The following is a 13579-nucleotide window of genomic DNA, read 5'->3' as shown; positions in this document are numbered from 1 at the left end:
CGCTCCGGTGCGGTCCGGTTTGCTGCGCCGTGCCGGCGACACGGTGATCATCGCCCGGTCCGATCCATGAGACGGACCTGCGCCACGGTGATGACCAGCAGCACCAGGAACATGATCGTCGCGACGGTCGCACCGTATCCGGCGCGGAAGTTGCGGAAGGTCTCCTCATAGACCTGATAGACCATGGTGGTGGTGCCGTTGCCGAGCGGCCCGCCGCGCGTCATCACGTTGATGATGTCGAACACCTGTAATGAGTTGAGCAGCACGGTGATCGACAAGAAGAACGTGGTCGGCCGCAGTTGCGGCAGGAGCACCTTGCGGAAATGCGTCCAGCCCGACGCACCGTCGACGGCGGCGGCCTCGTCGAGGTCGGCCCGTTTGCCTTGCAGCGCAGCGAGATAGATCACGAACGCGTAGCCCAGGTTCTTCCATACGTAGGTCACGGTGATCATGAACAGTGCCCAGTGGGGCTGCTGATAGAAGTCCGGGGCCGAGCCGAGCCCCAACCGGTGCATCAGGTCGTTGATCATGCCGAAGCTGGGGTCGAACACGAACTGAAAGGCGATGCCGACCGCGGCCCCGGACAGCACGAAGGGCGCGAACACCACCGACCGCACGAGGTTGCGGCCCTTGAGCCGGCGGTCGAGCAGCAGCGCCAGGCCCAGACCGAGAACCATGCTCCCGCCGACGGCCACCACGGTGAATACCACGGTGTTGCCCACGATCGTCCAGGTGTCGGCACGGGTGAACCATTCGCGATAGTTGGCGATCCCCACGAACGTTGCACCCGGCGAGGAGATGTTCCAGTCGTAGAACGACATCCGGATGTTCTCGATCAGCGGACGGTAGGTGAACACCGCCAGCAACGCGAGGTTCGGCCCGACGATGGCGACGAACAGACCATAGGACTTCCATGGCCGGCGTCGGCCGGTGTCGGGCAGCACATGTTCATCGACCGATTGCACTCCGCGATCATTCACCCGGAATCTGGCCGGAACCGGACGGCCGGGTTGTGCGCAGGTGATCGCCAGGTGTCCAGCAGGAGCGGGCTTCGGCGTTATTTCCCCGAAAATGTCTCAAAACCCGGTGTGCCGACGCGGCACCTGTGCTTCGATCGGAGATACATAGAGACGTGAGTTGTATCTCCATCTCTGAATCGTCGAAGAGGGGTCTCGGGTGAGTGGTGGAGTGAGCAGACGCAACGCCCTGCGGGTGGGCGCCACGGGGGCATTGGGCGTCGCGGGGGCGGCGGCCTTCGGCGCGAAGCCGGCCAGAGCTCAGCCGTGGTCGTGGTCCCCGGCGGGATCGGTCGTCGGTTCCGGCAGCGGTGCCGATCCCCGGAACCTGTGGGATCCGGAGGCGGATGCGGTGATCGCCGATATGATCGAGCATCACGACGTGCCCGCGATCAACAAGGCGCTGAAGGGCTGGGTCTTCAACGATCAGCCGGTTCCGAGATCGCTGCCGTCGAATCTCCGGGACTTCCTCGAAGACGCGCGCACGCTGCCTGCCTGGACCGACAAGCGCAAGCTCGCCGCCTCGTTCACCTTCGTCAAGAAGCAGGACACCCTCATCTCGGTGCTCTACGCGTTCGCGAGCGGGATGATGGCGACCGTCATCCCGAACGAGGCGCGCGCGGTGTACTACTCGCGCGGCGGCAGCCCCCTGTACTTCAAGGATCGCATCGCCAAGACCGCGAAACTCGGCTACGACATCGGGACGGTCAATGCCTACGATCCCGGCGGCGAGATGATCGTGACCTGCGTCAAGACGCGCATGATCCATTCCGCCGTGCGGCATCTGCTGCCCCAGGCCCCCCACTGGCCCGCGCACGTCACGCCGATCAGTCAGGAGGACCTCATGGTCACCTGGCACAGCCTGCCGACCACCATCATGCAGAAGATGGTCGAGTGGAAGATCCCGATCCCGAAGAACGAGTCCGACGGCTACCTGCACAGCTGGCAGTTGTGTGGACACTTCCTCGGGATCGGTGACGAGTACCTTCCGGCCAGTTGGCACCAGGCCGATTCGCAGGCCGCGCAGGCTCTCACCCCGGTCCTCGGGCCGACACCCGAGGGCACCGTGCTGGCCGAACAATTGCTGGAACTCGGCCACGACCTCGACCTGAGCCTGTTGTCGAAGCCCATCCTCGGAGCGTTCACCCGATTCATCATGGGAGACAAACTCGCCGACTGGATTCAGGTGCCACGCGAGCCGGTGTGGAGTCCGCTGCTGGAGGCCGCCTGGTCCCCGTTCGTCCAGATCCGTTCCGGCGTCCTGGGTGTCGTACCGCCGGCCGAGAACGCCTACTGGCTCTTCGACGAGTTCCTGCGCCAGTTCGTCCTCTGGTACATCTCCGAACTGCGGATGCCGATCAGCATCGAGATCCCCACCGCGAACCGGCACTTCTGACCGCAACCGAGGCAGCGACATGAGGCAGACCGACCCGATCACGCGGACCAGACTTCTGGCCGTCGGCGTTCTCGGCGCTGCGACGATCGCCGTCGGCGGGTTGGTGACCGAACTGGCCGCGCAATACGCGCAGGCCGATCCGGTGCCGGCACCGCAGGAGATCGAGACGCCGGCGCCGACGCACACCGCCCCCGACGGCCGGTCCGCGTCGGCTCCCGCGACCACCCCGCCCCGGCGAGCGGCGGGCCGCCCATCGACGAGCACCGCACCGACCACCCCTGCGGCAAACCCTCAGGATCCGACGACTTCTGCAGTGCCACCGGATATTCCGACAGAGGCCGAACCGCCACCACCGGTCGACACCGACGTGGCACCACAGCCCGCCCCCGTCCCCCACCCCACGCAACAGGCGCCCGCCACCGCCGACAATGGCGGTTGGGCGCCGACACCGACGGTGACCGCAACCGTCGAGCCGCCGCAGGCGCACACCTCCGGATCATGAGCAGACACCACGTGGGCTCGTCGACGACGTTCCCGGCGATCGGCACCTCGGTCACCGTGGTCGCCACCGTGGCCGACGCACTCGCCGAGGCGACCGCGCTGACCCGACGCCGACTCACCGAACTCGACCGTGCCGCCTCACGGTTTCGGGCCGATTCCGAACTGGCACAAATCAATTCCATCAGCGCCGCACTCGCCCACACCGACCCGCACGCGCACCTCAGCGTTGCCGTCGGACGCGTTCTGGCGGCGTGCCTTTCGGCCGCGGTGCACACCGAACGACTTACCGACGGCCTCGTCTGCGCATCGCTGGGTGCCGACCTCGCCGCCTGCGGCTACGACGACGACCTCGCCGTCGTGCGCGCCCGCCCGGCCGCCGACACCGAGAACCGGAGCCCCGTCGCGGCCGGGCCGCCGGTTCCCCACCGCCTGACCTTCGACGAGCAACGGCGCCGGTTGACCATCACCGCAGGTGTCGCCCTGGACCTCGGTGCGAGTGCCAAGGCCTGGGCGGCCGACACGATCGCCGCCGAACTCGCCCGCCACGGCAAGGGCGGCTTTCTGGTGAATCTGGGTGGCGACATCGCGGTCGCGGGCGATGTGCCGATGGGCGGATGGGCGATCGGGGTGCGCGGCCCGGACGACATCGACGTCGGGGCGGTCCGCGGTACCGGGCAGGCGTTCGCGACCTCGTCCACCCTGTTGCGCACGTGGCACCACCACGGCAGCCGCCAACACCACATCATCGATCCGCGTACCGGAGGGCCGGCGGCGACGCGATGGGCCCAGATCACGTGCGCCGCGCCGACCGCGGTGCAGGCCAACGCGGCGTCGACGGCCGCGATCATCCACGACGCCGGGGCGCCACAGTGGTTGTGCGAGCGCGAGATTCCGGCCTGTCTGATATCCACCGACCGACGCATCATCACCACCCCCGGGTGGCCGGACATGCCCGATCGCGTGCCGGCCCCGGACCTCACCGGGAGCGCGATGCCATGAGCTCCCCGTGGATGTGGTTCGCCTCGCGTGCGTGCGGAGTCGTTGCGCTGGTACTGCTGACCGTGGTCGTCGTACTGGGAGTCGTCGCCGCCATCGGCGTCCGGCCGGATACGGCCGTACCCACGGTCACGGTGGGGCTGCATCGCATAGTCGGGATCGGCACCGTCGTGTTCGTCCTGACCCACATTCTTCTCGCCGTCCTCGACACATATGTGAACCTCGGCCGGCTGACGATGCTGGTGCCCTTCCTCGCCGGCTACCACCGGATCTGGGTGGGCGTGGGCACCGTGACCTTCGACCTGTTCGTGCTCGTCCTCGTCACATCGGTTCTGCGCCTGCACATGTCGCATCGGACCTGGCGCGCCGTGCACTGGTTGTCCTATGCGCTCGCGGCCTGTGCGGCGGTCCACGGATTCATGATGTCGGCCGACGACCAACCCGCATTCCGTATCGTCACCGTGGTCTGCGCTGCGGTGATGGGCATCGCTGCCGGGTGCCGATTGTGTGTCCGCGATCCCGACCGCCGGCGACGCGCCGAGATCGCATCCGGGGAGTGGACGTGAGCGCCCTGGCAGATCTTCTGACCGCGGCCGGCCTCACCGGCCGCGGTGGCGCCGACTTCCCCACCGGACGCAAGGTCGAGCTCGCCGAACATCATCGCGCGGACCTCATCATCAACGCATGCGACGGCGAGCTGGATGCGCGCAAGGACGGTTGGGTCATCGCCCACCACCTCGACGATGTTCTCGCCGGCGCCGAACTGCTGGACTGCCGTCGGATTCGGATAGCAGCTCAACGGGATTCGGCCACGTCGAGACTTCTCGATCGTGCGGGAGCCGACTCCATGGAGGTCCCGAACCGCTACGTCGCCTCCGAGGAGTCGGCACTGGTGGCGCTGGCGCACGGTGGCCGCGCCCGACCGCTCATGCGCTCGGTACCCGTCACGGCGGGCGCCCGCACCCAGACCGGCCGCCGCCTGCGTCCCACACTGGTTCTCAACGCCGAAACCGTGTGGCGGATAGCCCAGATCGCAGACCACGGCGTGCGCTGGTTCCGCTCGTATGGAACGCATGCCGAGCCGGGGCCCCGGTTGGTCACGCTGGTCAACGGGGTGGCCCACCCCGGTGTCCACACCGCGGAGGCGGGGCTGGCGACGACCGAGATTCTTGCACTCGGTGGTGGTTCCACCATTGCGGTACAAGCACTCTGGTTCGGCGGGCTGAGCGGCGGGTTCGTGGCCGGCCGGACCGCACCGGAGACGGTGTGGTCGCGTAATGGACTGGCAGTTCACGGAATTCGCCCCGGAGCGGGAACCGTGCGGCTGATCGACGCGCGGACCGACCCCTGGGACGACGTGAGCATCGCCCTCGACTATGCGGCCGGCGAGACCGCGGGCCAGTGCGGCCCATGCATGTTCGGGGTGCCCGCACTCGCCGCCGACGTCGCCGGGCTGCGGGCCGGAGCCGGTCCGGACGTCATGGCGCGGATGACCCGCCGAGTCGCCGAATTGCCGGGCCGCGGCGCGTGCCGCTTTCCCGACGGCGTCGCCGACCTTCTCGCCTCGGCCCTCACGGTATTCGGGCGACCGTCCCCACCTGCGGGACGCCATCATCGGCCACTGCCCGAAACCCCCTCGCCGGAGCCCGGATTCGGCAATCTACCGGAAGAACGGAGAACACCCCATGTCGCGAAGGACCCCGCACGCCGACACGCACGCGTCTGATCAGGCGGTTGTCGTCGATCGGATCGCATGCACCGGAAAAGGAATTTGCGCACAACTCCTCCCGGATTCGATCCGGCTCGACGACTGGGGATACCCGATCATCGGCAACGCACCCGCCGATGCCCGAGCGGTCCGCGCCGCGATCCGGCTATGTCCCACCGGGGCGCTGCGATGACCCGGTCACGAGTCATGCGTCCGCACGCGCGATTCACCGTCAGTAGAATTCACCACCAGAAGAAAGGAACGCAATGGACATCTGGGTTCTGATACAGAACTTCCTGAACCAGCTCGATCTGATCTCCTTGTTCTGACGCCGAGACCGGCCGGCCGGCGACGTCGGCCGGCCGGCCAACACACCGCTGACGGGCCAGTGCCGATATACCCCATATGCGCATATAGTGCGAAATGCCGACGGAGAAAGGACCAGATTCACGTGACGTCCATCGATGAACACGATCCGCGCGCAGCCGCCCTGCTCAAGCGGGTCCTCACCGATCCCGTGGATCAGGGCAACAGCGAAGACGATATCCGCAATCGGATACTCGATGCCGCTCGAGAGCAGTTCAGCAGCTTCGGGATCCGGCTGTCCTCGATGGAAGACGTGGCACGGCGGGCCAACGTCGCACGCGTGACCATCTACCGGCGATTCCCCAACAAGGACGCTCTCGTCGAAGCGGTCACGCTGCTGGAATTCCGGAAGTACTTCGATCAATTCCTCGTCGACATCAAGGCCGCACCGACGGTTTCTGATCGCGTGGTCCTCGGATTCACCAGCTCGTTGCGGGCCATGCGAAACAATCCGGTGCTCGGCGGCCTGCTTCTCGCCGATCCACACATCCTTGCCAGCTCGATGATCGGCGACGGCGGCCAGATGGTGTCGGTGGTCCGGCAGTTCGTTGCCGACCAGCTCCGTCGGGAACAGACCGCAGGCCATGTCGGAACCGGCGTGGACGTCGACCTGGTCGCCGAAGTGATGGTCCGCATGTCGGCGTCGTTTCTGGCCATCCCGAGCTCGATCGTCGACGTCGATGACGAGGGGCAGATGGCGAACCTGGCGCGTTGGCTACTGGTGCCCTTGCTCGACGGGCCGGCCTGACCGGGCATCGGACAGGAGCTTGGCGCTCAGCTCGGCCGGGTTGTCAGAATCCGGGGACCGTCCTCGGTCACCGCGACCGTGTGTTCCCAATGCGCGGCCCGCGTTCCGTCGTCGGTGATGACGGTCCAGTCGTCGTCGAGAACAGTGGTCTCGGTGGTGCCCAGGGTGAGCATCGGTTCGATGGCGAGCGTCGACCCGACGACCAGCAGCGGCCCACGTCCAGGTGCACCCTCGTTGGCCAGGAACGGTTCCATATGCATCTCGCGGCCGATGCCATGACCGCCGTAGCCGTCGACGATTCCGAAGGGGCGCGAGAACTTTCGCTCGGCCGCGCGCGTCCCGGTCTCGATGGCGTGCGAGATGTCGGTGAGCCGGGCCCCGTCGATCATGGCCGCGATACCGGCCTCCATCGACAGGCGGGTCGCCTCCGACAGCTCGGCGTCGGCGGGTGCGAGTTCACCGACCCCGAACGACCATGCCGAATCACCGTGCCACCCGTCGAGGATCGCACCGCAATCAATCGACACCAGGTCGCCTTCGGCGAGAATGACTGTGTCCGAGGGGATTCCGTGGACGACGACATCATTGATCGACGAGCAGATGGAGCCCGGAAAGCCGTGGTAGCCCTTGAACGACGGAACGGCCCCGGCCGTGCGGATGACCGTTTCGGCAACTTCATCGAGTTCCAGGGTGCTCACCCCGGGCGCGGCCGCATCCCGTACCGCGACGAGCGCCGCACCCACCACGGCGCCGGCTGCTGCCATCGCATCGAGCTCGCCCGAACTACGGAACGGCACGCGCTTGCGTTTACGAATTCCCATACCGGTGACCGTGATCGGTGCTCGTGAGGATGGCGCTCAGGAGACGCCGGCGCCCAGTGCGCTCAGCACACGCTGGTGCACGTCCTGGATGTCGCCGACGGCGTCGATCGTCTTGACCTGATCGCCGTAGTAGTCGAGTAGTGGCGCGGTCTCGGTGTCGTACACCGCCATCCGGTTGCGGATGACCTCTTCGGTGTCGTCGGCGCGGCCGCGGGCGAGCATGCGGGCGACGACGACGTCGGGGTCCACCACAAACGACAGCACCGCGTCGAGCGACGTGTTGAGCCCGGCCAGGATGTCCTTGAGCGCGTCGGCCTGCTCGGTCGAACGCGGGAATCCGTCGAGGATGAAGCCCTTTGAGGCATCCGGTTCACCGACGCGGGCGCGCACCATGTCGACGGTGATCTCGGACGGAACCAGATCTCCGGCGTCGAGATAGCGCTTGGCCTCGATGCCGACGGCGGTTCCCTGTGAGATGTTGGCCCGGAAGAGGTCACCGGTGGAGATGTGCGGGATGCCCAGCGATTCGCTCAGCAGCTCCGCCTGGGTGCCCTTGCCTGCTCCGGGCGGGCCGAGAATAACAAGTCTCACTTCAGGAATCCTTCGTACTTGCGTTGCATCAGTTGACTGTTGATCTGCTTCATCGTGTCAAGTCCGACGCCGACCATGATCAACACTGCCGTACCACCGAATGGCAGGTTCTGGACGCCGCCGCTGTTGCCGATCTCGAGGAACAGGTTCGGCAGCACCGCGATGATACCGAGGTAGATCGACCCCGGCAGAGTGATGCGGCTCAGCACATATCCGAGATAGTCCGCCGTCGGCTGACCCGGTCGGATACCGGGGATGAATCCGCCGTATTTCTTCATGTCATCGGCACGTTCCTCCGGATTGAACGTCACCGCGACATAGAAGTACGTGAAGAACATGATCATCAGGAAGTAGATGATGATGTAGACGTAATTGCTCGGATCGGCCAGATATGTGCTCACCCAGTGCTGCCAGCCCGACGGGGCTTGTGACGAGCTCTGCGTCAACTGGACGATCAGCTGCGGCAGATACAGCAGCGACGACGCGAAGATGACCGGGATGACGCCGGCCTGGTTGACCTTGAGCGGCAGATAGGTCGACGACCCGCCGTACATCTTTCGGCCCACCATCCGTTTGGCGTACTGCACCGGGATGCGCCGCTGGCCCTGTTCGATGAAGACCACGCCGGCGATGATGATGAGCACCGCGACGATGACGAGCCCGAAGACCAGGCCACCGCGGCTGGTGAGGATCGTGCGGCCCTCGGAGGGCAGGCGGGCGGCGATGCCGGCGAAGATCAGCAGCGACATACCGTTGCCGATTCCGCGTTCGGTGATCAGCTCACCGAACCACATCACCAGGCAGGCGCCCGCGGTCATCACCAGCACGATGATCGTCAGACCGAGGATCGACTTGTTGTTGAGGATGTTGTCGCCACAGCTCGACGGCAGCAGATTGCCGCGGACCGCGAGGGCGACGATGCCCGTGGACTGCAGCAACGCCAGCGCCACCGTGAGGTAGCGGGTGTACTGCGTCATCTTGGCCTGGCCGGACTGACCCTCCTTGCGGAGTTGCTCGAACCGCGGGATGACCACCGTCAACAGCTGCACGATGATGCTGGCCGTGATGTAGGGCATGATGCCGATCGCGAACACCGACAGCTGCAGCAATGCGCCGCCGGAGAACAGGTTGATCAGCGAGTAGACCTGGTTGCCGCCACCACTGTTGATGGTGTCGATGCACTTGTGCACCTCGACGTAGTTCACGCCCGGCGAGGGAACAGTCGCCCCCAGGCGATAAAGGACGACGATGCCGACGACGAAGAGGATCTTCTTCCTCAGATCGGGCGTCCTGAAGGCCGCGATGAGGGGGGAGAGCACTAATTCCTCCTAGAACGACCACGCTTCATCTCTGACCGGGAATCCCCCGGCACACGTGCTCGGCAATCGACATTGATCTGTGGTTGCGGGGCAACAACGTTGAAACTCTAACAGCAGCTCATGCGTGGCCCGTCCGACGACCCGGCCACCGCACGCCGACCACACTAGACGGTCGGCCCGGGCGGGCGCCCGACGCCGAGGTCCGCAACGGTTGCGACGAGACGTCGCGCCCGCTGCGGACCCGGCTGACCGGCGCTCAGAGTTCGGTCGTGCTGCCTCCGGCAGCGGCGATCTTCTCTTTTGCCGAGGCGGTGAACTTGTCGGCGGTGACGTTGACCGTCACGCCGAGTTCGCCATCGCCGAGGACCTTCACGAGGTTGTTCTTGCGCACGGCACCGGCGGCGACGAGTTCGTCGACGCCGATCGTGCCGCCCTGCGGGAACAGCCGCGCGATGTCGCCGACGTTGACGACCTGATACTCGATCCGGTTGCGGTTGGTGAAGCCCTTGAGCTTCGGCAGCCGCATGTGGATCGGCATCTGGCCGCCTTCGAAGGCGGCGGGCACGTTCTTACGTGCCTTGGTGCCCTTGGTGCCACGGCCGGCGGTCTTGCCCTTGGAGCCCTCGCCGCGACCCACGCGGGTCTTGTCGGTCTTCGAACCCGGTGCGGGGCGAAGGTGATGGAGCTTGATGGTCATTGCTTAAACCTCTTCGACTGTCACGAGGTGCCGGACCACGTTGATCAGACCGCGGTTGATCGGGGTGTCCTCGCGGGTGACCGTCTTGCGGATGCCCTTGAGGCCGAGCGTCCGCAGACTGTCACGCTGATTCTTCTTGGTACCGATGGTGCCCTTGACCTGGGTGATCTTCAGCTGTGCCATCTTCGTCACACTCCTTGGCCGGCGCGGGCACGGAGCATGCCGGCCGGCGCCACGTCTTCGATCGGCAGACCGCGGCGGGCCGCGACCTCTTCGGGACGCTGCAGCATCTTCAGAGCCGCGACGGTCGCGTGGACCACGTTGATGGCGTTGTCCGAGCCGAGGCTCTTGGCGAGCACGTCGTGGACGCCCGCGCACTCGAGCACGGCACGCACCGCGCCACCGGCGATCACACCGGTACCGGGGCTGGCCGGGCGGAGCATCACGACGCCGGCAGCGGCCTCACCCTGAACCGGGTGGGTCACCGTGCTCCCGATCAGCGGGACGCGGAAGAAGTTCTTGCGAGCTTCTTCGACACCCTTCTGGATCGCCGCCGGGACTTCCTTGGCCTTGCCGTAGCCGACGCCGACCAGGCCCTGGCCGTCGCCGACCACCACGAGGGCGGTGAAGGAGAAGCGGCGGCCGCCCTTGACGACCTTCGAGACACGGTTGATCGCGACAACGCGCTCGAGCTGGTTGCGGTCGTTGTCGCGGCCTCCGCGATCGCCGCCACGGCGATCACGGCCGCCGCCACGACGGTCGTTGCGCTGATCGCCACCGGCGGTGGCGTTGCTGTTGGTGTTTCCGGCGGGTCCGTTTCCGCCGTCACGCTGACGTCCGGGCATCAGAGGTTCCCTCCGGTCTTGGTGGTGTAGCTGTGGTTGATCATCAGAAGCTCAGGCCCCCCTCGCGGGCGGCGTCGGCGAGCGCGGCGATCCGGCCGTGGTAGTCCTTGCCACCACGATCGAACACGACGGTCTCGACTCCGGCGGCCTTGGCGCGGGCGGCGATCAGCTCGCCGACCTTGCGGGCCTGCGCGGACTTGTCGCCGCCGTCGGCACGCACATCGGCCTCGATGGTCGACGCCGCGGCCAGCGTCTTGCCTGCCAGGTCGTCGATCAACTGCACGTGGATGTGCCGGCTGCTGCGCTTGACGGCCAGACGCGGACGCTCCGGGGTACCCGACACGTTCTTGCGAAGGCGGAAGTGACGACGCGCGGTCGCGGTACGACGACGGGTCGAGACATCCTTGCCGATGGGCTTGCGGACGGTCTTCTGCTGCGTTGCTGTATTACTCATGGCTTACTTACCCGTCTTTCCGACCTTGCGACGGATCTGCTCACCTTCGTAGCGAATGCCCTTGCCCTTGTACGGGTCCGGGCGACGCAGGCGGCGGATGTTCGCCGAGATCTGGCCGACTTGCTGCTTGTCGATACCCGAGACCGAGAACTTGGTGGGCGACTCGATGGCAAAGGTGATGCCATCGGGAGCCTCGATCGGCACGGGGTGGCTGTAACCGAGCGCGAACTCGAGGTCGCTGCCCTTGGCCTGCACGCGGTAGCCGACCCCGAAGATCTCCATCTTGGTGGTGTAGCCCTGCGTGACACCGGTGACCAGGTTGGCCACCAGCGATCGGTTCAGGCCGTGCAGCGCACGGTTGCGGCGCTCGTCGTTGGGACGGGTCACCACGATGGTGGCGTCCTCCTGAGCGACGACGATCGGCGCGGTGACGGTGTGGGAGAGTTCGCCCTTGGGGCCCTTCACGGTGACAGTCTGGCCGTCGATGGCGACGGTGACACCCGCAGGGATCTCGATCGGGTTCTTACCGATACGCGACATAGTTGATACCTCCCCTTACCAGACGTAGGCGAGGACTTCGCCGCCCACGCCCTGGTTGGCTGCCTGGCGTTCGGTGAGCAGGCCCGACGACGTGGAGATGATGGCCACGCCGAGGCCGCCCAGAACCTTGGGCAAGTTGGTGGACTTGGCATACACCCGCAGACCCGGCTTGGACACGCGCCGCAGACCAGCGATGCTGCGCTCCCGCGAGGGGCCGTACTTGAGGGCGACGACGAGGTTCTTCCCGACCTCCGCGTCTTCGGTGCGGTAGTCGGTGATGTAGCCCTCGCGCTTGAGGATCTCGGCGATGTTCACCTTGATCTTCGACGAGGGAAGCGTCACCTCGTCATGGAACGCCGAATTGGCGTTACGCAGACGTGTCAAGAAGTCTGCGATCGGGTCAGTCATGGTCATGGTTGACCGTCAACCTTTCTCGTAGCGGTTCCCATGCAGCACCGATCCGAGGATTTCTCCTCTGACCTGCGGTGGGCCTTCCACGAAGTGGATAGTTGTTATCTGTTCTCGTCGCCGATGCCCCTGGCTTTTCACCAGCACCGGAGACTATTCAGTTGTGTCCTGCACGCACGTGCATCGCATGTCCCAGGCACCTGAGGTGCACAGGCAACCGGTCTAGTGTAGAGAATTCGCTGGCCAGACCCAAATCGTCGCCGGATGGTCACCTTCTTACGTGACGATCGGGTGTCCGCCCGGGTGATCTCGACTTCCGCGGACCGCCGTCACCCGTCCCCCACTCGGCGGACGATCCGCCACCATACGGGGTACGGCCGTTAGTCTGCCCGGGTGAACTGGGAAGTGATGTCGTGCGGACTCCGCGGCCACGAGACGTACCGACCCGACGAGTCCGAACTCGCCGACCGCCTGCACGTGCGCAGCGCCGCCGGAGCGGCCTGGCGGTGTCTGCGCTGTGGCGACTTCGTCGTCGGCGATCCCCGCCGGGGCGGCCCGGCCGATCACGCACCCGAGGTGCCGCGCGGCGCACTGCTGCGCGACCTGATCATCATGCGTGTGCTGGCCGTCGAACGTCTGATCCGCGGACTGTTCCTGCTGCTGGGCGGTGCGTTCGTGATCGAACTGCGCCACAGTCAGATGACCCTGCACGAGAAGTTCGACACCGAACTGCCGCTGCTGCGGCCGATCGCCGACCAGATCGGCTGGAACATCGACGATTCCAAGGTCGTCAGCTGGATCGAGAAGGCGACGACACTGTCGAGTACGACGATCGTGCTCGTCGGGTGCGCGCTGCTGGCCTACGGGATCAGCCAGTTCGTCGAGGCGTTCGGATTGTGGTTCGCCAAGCGGTGGGGCGAGTATTTCGCGGTGATCGTCACCAGCATCTTCATCCCCCTCGAGGTCTATGAACTCGTCGAGCGGGTGACCGTGTTCAAGGTGTTGCTGTTGCTCGTCAACGTCGCCGCCGTCGTCTGGCTGATCTGGAGCAAACGGCTCTTCGGCCTGCGCGGCGGCGGAGCGGCCTACCACGCCCAACACAACGCCGAGAGCCTGCTGACGGTCGAACGTGCGGCGGTCGCCGAAGGGCGATGAGCCGGCGTCGGCCGGACA

Annotated in this window: 18 protein-coding genes; 8 read left to right on the top strand and 10 right to left on the bottom strand. The window is 66.1% G+C overall.

Annotation, left to right across the window (positions count from 1 at the left end):
* Positions 1 to 47 precede the first annotated feature (47 nt).
* A complete protein-coding gene (locus ACLQ3C_RS07950) occupies positions 48 to 965 on the bottom strand; it encodes a carbohydrate ABC transporter permease (protein ID WP_425704511.1) in 918 nt (305 codons plus the stop codon).
* A 223-nt stretch (positions 966 to 1188) separates the two neighbouring features.
* Here ACLQ3C_RS07950 and ACLQ3C_RS07945 point away from each other — a divergent pair, with 223 nt between their 5' ends.
* The 7 genes from ACLQ3C_RS07945 (at position 1189) to ACLQ3C_RS07915 (ending at position 6731) form a co-directional block, all read left to right on the top strand.
* Positions 1189 to 2412: an oxygenase MpaB family protein gene (locus ACLQ3C_RS07945; RefSeq protein WP_425704510.1), complete on the top strand. Its 1224-nt coding sequence runs from the start codon at positions 1189 to 1191 to the stop codon at positions 2410 to 2412.
* 19 nt (positions 2413 to 2431) lie between these two features.
* Positions 2432 to 2914: a hypothetical protein gene (locus tag ACLQ3C_RS07940; RefSeq protein WP_425704509.1), complete on the top strand. Its 483-nt coding sequence runs from the start codon at positions 2432 to 2434 to the stop codon at positions 2912 to 2914.
* Positions 2911 to 3912 carry an FAD:protein FMN transferase gene (locus ACLQ3C_RS07935; protein WP_425704508.1) on the top strand — a complete coding sequence of 334 codons (1002 nt, stop codon included), beginning with the start codon at positions 2911 to 2913 and terminating at the stop codon, positions 3910 to 3912. The genes ACLQ3C_RS07940 and ACLQ3C_RS07935 overlap by 4 nt, the downstream gene beginning before the upstream one ends.
* Positions 3909 to 4475 (top strand): ferric reductase-like transmembrane domain-containing protein, encoded by a 567-nt coding sequence (locus tag ACLQ3C_RS07930; protein WP_425704507.1) that lies wholly within the window; start codon positions 3909 to 3911, stop codon positions 4473 to 4475. Before ACLQ3C_RS07935 ends, ACLQ3C_RS07930 begins: the two co-directional genes overlap by 4 nt.
* A complete protein-coding gene (locus ACLQ3C_RS07925; protein ID WP_425704506.1) occupies positions 4472 to 5635 on the top strand; it encodes an NADH-ubiquinone oxidoreductase-F iron-sulfur binding region domain-containing protein in 1164 nt (387 codons plus the stop codon). Before ACLQ3C_RS07930 ends, ACLQ3C_RS07925 begins: the two co-directional genes overlap by 4 nt.
* The gene (locus ACLQ3C_RS07920) at positions 5595 to 5810 is read left to right on the top strand and encodes a ferredoxin (RefSeq protein ID WP_425704505.1); all 216 of its coding nucleotides are present in this window, start codon (positions 5595 to 5597) and stop codon (positions 5808 to 5810) included. Before ACLQ3C_RS07925 ends, ACLQ3C_RS07920 begins: the two co-directional genes overlap by 41 nt.
* Before the next feature lie 258 nt (positions 5811 to 6068).
* Entirely contained in the window at positions 6069 to 6731 is a 663-nt protein-coding gene (locus ACLQ3C_RS07915; protein ID WP_425704504.1) for a TetR/AcrR family transcriptional regulator, read from the top strand.
* A gap of 26 nt (positions 6732 to 6757) precedes the next feature.
* Here the strand turns inward: ACLQ3C_RS07915 and map are convergent, their stop codons facing one another.
* The 9 genes from map to rpsH form a co-directional block, all read right to left on the bottom strand.
* Positions 6758 to 7552: a type I methionyl aminopeptidase gene (gene map, locus ACLQ3C_RS07910; RefSeq protein ID WP_425704503.1), complete on the bottom strand. Its 795-nt coding sequence runs from the start codon at positions 7550 to 7552 to the stop codon at positions 6758 to 6760.
* A gap of 36 nt (positions 7553 to 7588) precedes the next feature.
* The gene (locus ACLQ3C_RS07905) at positions 7589 to 8143 is read right to left on the bottom strand and encodes an adenylate kinase (protein WP_425704502.1); all 555 of its coding nucleotides are present in this window, start codon (positions 8141 to 8143) and stop codon (positions 7589 to 7591) included.
* Entirely contained in the window at positions 8140 to 9462 is a 1323-nt protein-coding gene (gene secY / locus ACLQ3C_RS07900; RefSeq protein ID WP_425704501.1) for a preprotein translocase subunit SecY, read from the bottom strand. The genes ACLQ3C_RS07905 and secY overlap by 4 nt, the downstream gene beginning before the upstream one ends.
* A 256-nt stretch (positions 9463 to 9718) precedes the next feature.
* Positions 9719 to 10159 carry a 50S ribosomal protein L15 gene (gene rplO, locus ACLQ3C_RS07895; protein ID WP_425704500.1) on the bottom strand — a complete coding sequence of 147 codons (441 nt, stop codon included), beginning with the start codon at positions 10157 to 10159 and terminating at the stop codon, positions 9719 to 9721.
* Positions 10160 to 10162: 3 nt separating this feature from the next.
* Positions 10163 to 10342 (bottom strand): 50S ribosomal protein L30, encoded by a 180-nt coding sequence (rpmD, locus tag ACLQ3C_RS07890; protein WP_425704499.1) that lies wholly within the window; start codon positions 10340 to 10342, stop codon positions 10163 to 10165.
* 5 nt (positions 10343 to 10347) lie between these two features.
* Entirely contained in the window at positions 10348 to 11004 is a 657-nt protein-coding gene (gene rpsE, locus ACLQ3C_RS07885; RefSeq protein WP_425704498.1) for a 30S ribosomal protein S5, read from the bottom strand.
* Between the two features lie 43 nt (positions 11005 to 11047).
* A complete protein-coding gene (rplR, locus tag ACLQ3C_RS07880) occupies positions 11048 to 11458 on the bottom strand; it encodes a 50S ribosomal protein L18 (RefSeq protein ID WP_425704497.1) in 411 nt (136 codons plus the stop codon).
* A 3-nt stretch (positions 11459 to 11461) separates the two neighbouring features.
* Complete coding sequence (gene rplF, locus ACLQ3C_RS07875) at positions 11462 to 11998, bottom strand: 50S ribosomal protein L6 (protein ID WP_425704496.1); 537 nt, start codon at positions 11996 to 11998, stop codon at positions 11462 to 11464.
* 15 nt (positions 11999 to 12013) lie between these two features.
* The gene (gene rpsH, locus ACLQ3C_RS07870) at positions 12014 to 12412 is read right to left on the bottom strand and encodes a 30S ribosomal protein S8 (protein WP_425704495.1); all 399 of its coding nucleotides are present in this window, start codon (positions 12410 to 12412) and stop codon (positions 12014 to 12016) included.
* Between the two features lie 402 nt (positions 12413 to 12814).
* Between rpsH and ACLQ3C_RS07865 the strand changes: the two genes are divergently transcribed.
* Positions 12815 to 13561: a DUF2127 domain-containing protein gene (locus ACLQ3C_RS07865; protein ID WP_425704649.1), complete on the top strand. Its 747-nt coding sequence runs from the start codon at positions 12815 to 12817 to the stop codon at positions 13559 to 13561.
* Positions 13562 to 13579: the final 18 nt, after the last annotated feature.

This window comes from Gordonia sp. DT30, assembly GCF_049844915.1.
In the GTDB taxonomy this organism is placed as follows: Bacteria; Actinomycetota; Actinomycetes; order Mycobacteriales; family Mycobacteriaceae; genus Gordonia.
The sequence above is the reverse complement of the archived record's forward strand: the minus strand, read 5'-3'. Positions and strand labels throughout refer to the sequence as shown.

What these genes read in the sequence shown, in the direction of transcription:
- ACLQ3C_RS07940 (WP_425704509.1), top strand. Translation starts at nt 2,432, where the DNA reads ATGAGGCAGACCGACCCGATCACGCGGACCAGACTTCTGGCCGTCGGC.
- ACLQ3C_RS07935 (WP_425704508.1), top strand. Translation starts at nt 2,911, where the DNA reads ATGAGCAGACACCACGTGGGCTCGTCGACGACGTTCCCGGCGATCGGC.
- ACLQ3C_RS07930 (WP_425704507.1), top strand. Translation starts at nt 3,909, where the DNA reads ATGAGCTCCCCGTGGATGTGGTTCGCCTCGCGTGCGTGCGGAGTCGTT.
- ACLQ3C_RS07920 (WP_425704505.1), top strand. Translation starts at nt 5,595, where the DNA reads ATGTCGCGAAGGACCCCGCACGCCGACACGCACGCGTCTGATCAGGCG.
- map (WP_425704503.1), bottom strand. Translation starts at nt 7,552, where the DNA reads ATGGGAATTCGTAAACGCAAGCGCGTGCCGTTCCGTAGTTCGGGCGAG.
- rplO (WP_425704500.1), bottom strand. Translation starts at nt 10,159, where the DNA reads ATGACCATCAAGCTCCATCACCTTCGCCCCGCACCGGGTTCGAAGACC.
- rpmD (WP_425704499.1), bottom strand. Translation starts at nt 10,342, where the DNA reads ATGGCACAGCTGAAGATCACCCAGGTCAAGGGCACCATCGGTACCAAG.
- rpsE (WP_425704498.1), bottom strand. Translation starts at nt 11,004, where the DNA reads ATGCCCGGACGTCAGCGTGACGGCGGAAACGGACCCGCCGGAAACACC.
- rplR (WP_425704497.1), bottom strand. Translation starts at nt 11,458, where the DNA reads ATGAGTAATACAGCAACGCAGCAGAAGACCGTCCGCAAGCCCATCGGC.
- rplF (WP_425704496.1), bottom strand. Translation starts at nt 11,998, where the DNA reads ATGTCGCGTATCGGTAAGAACCCGATCGAGATCCCTGCGGGTGTCACC.
- rpsH (WP_425704495.1), bottom strand. Translation starts at nt 12,412, where the DNA reads ATGACCATGACTGACCCGATCGCAGACTTCTTGACACGTCTGCGTAAC.
- ACLQ3C_RS07865 (WP_425704649.1), top strand. Translation starts at nt 12,815, where the DNA reads ATGTCGTGCGGACTCCGCGGCCACGAGACGTACCGACCCGACGAGTCC.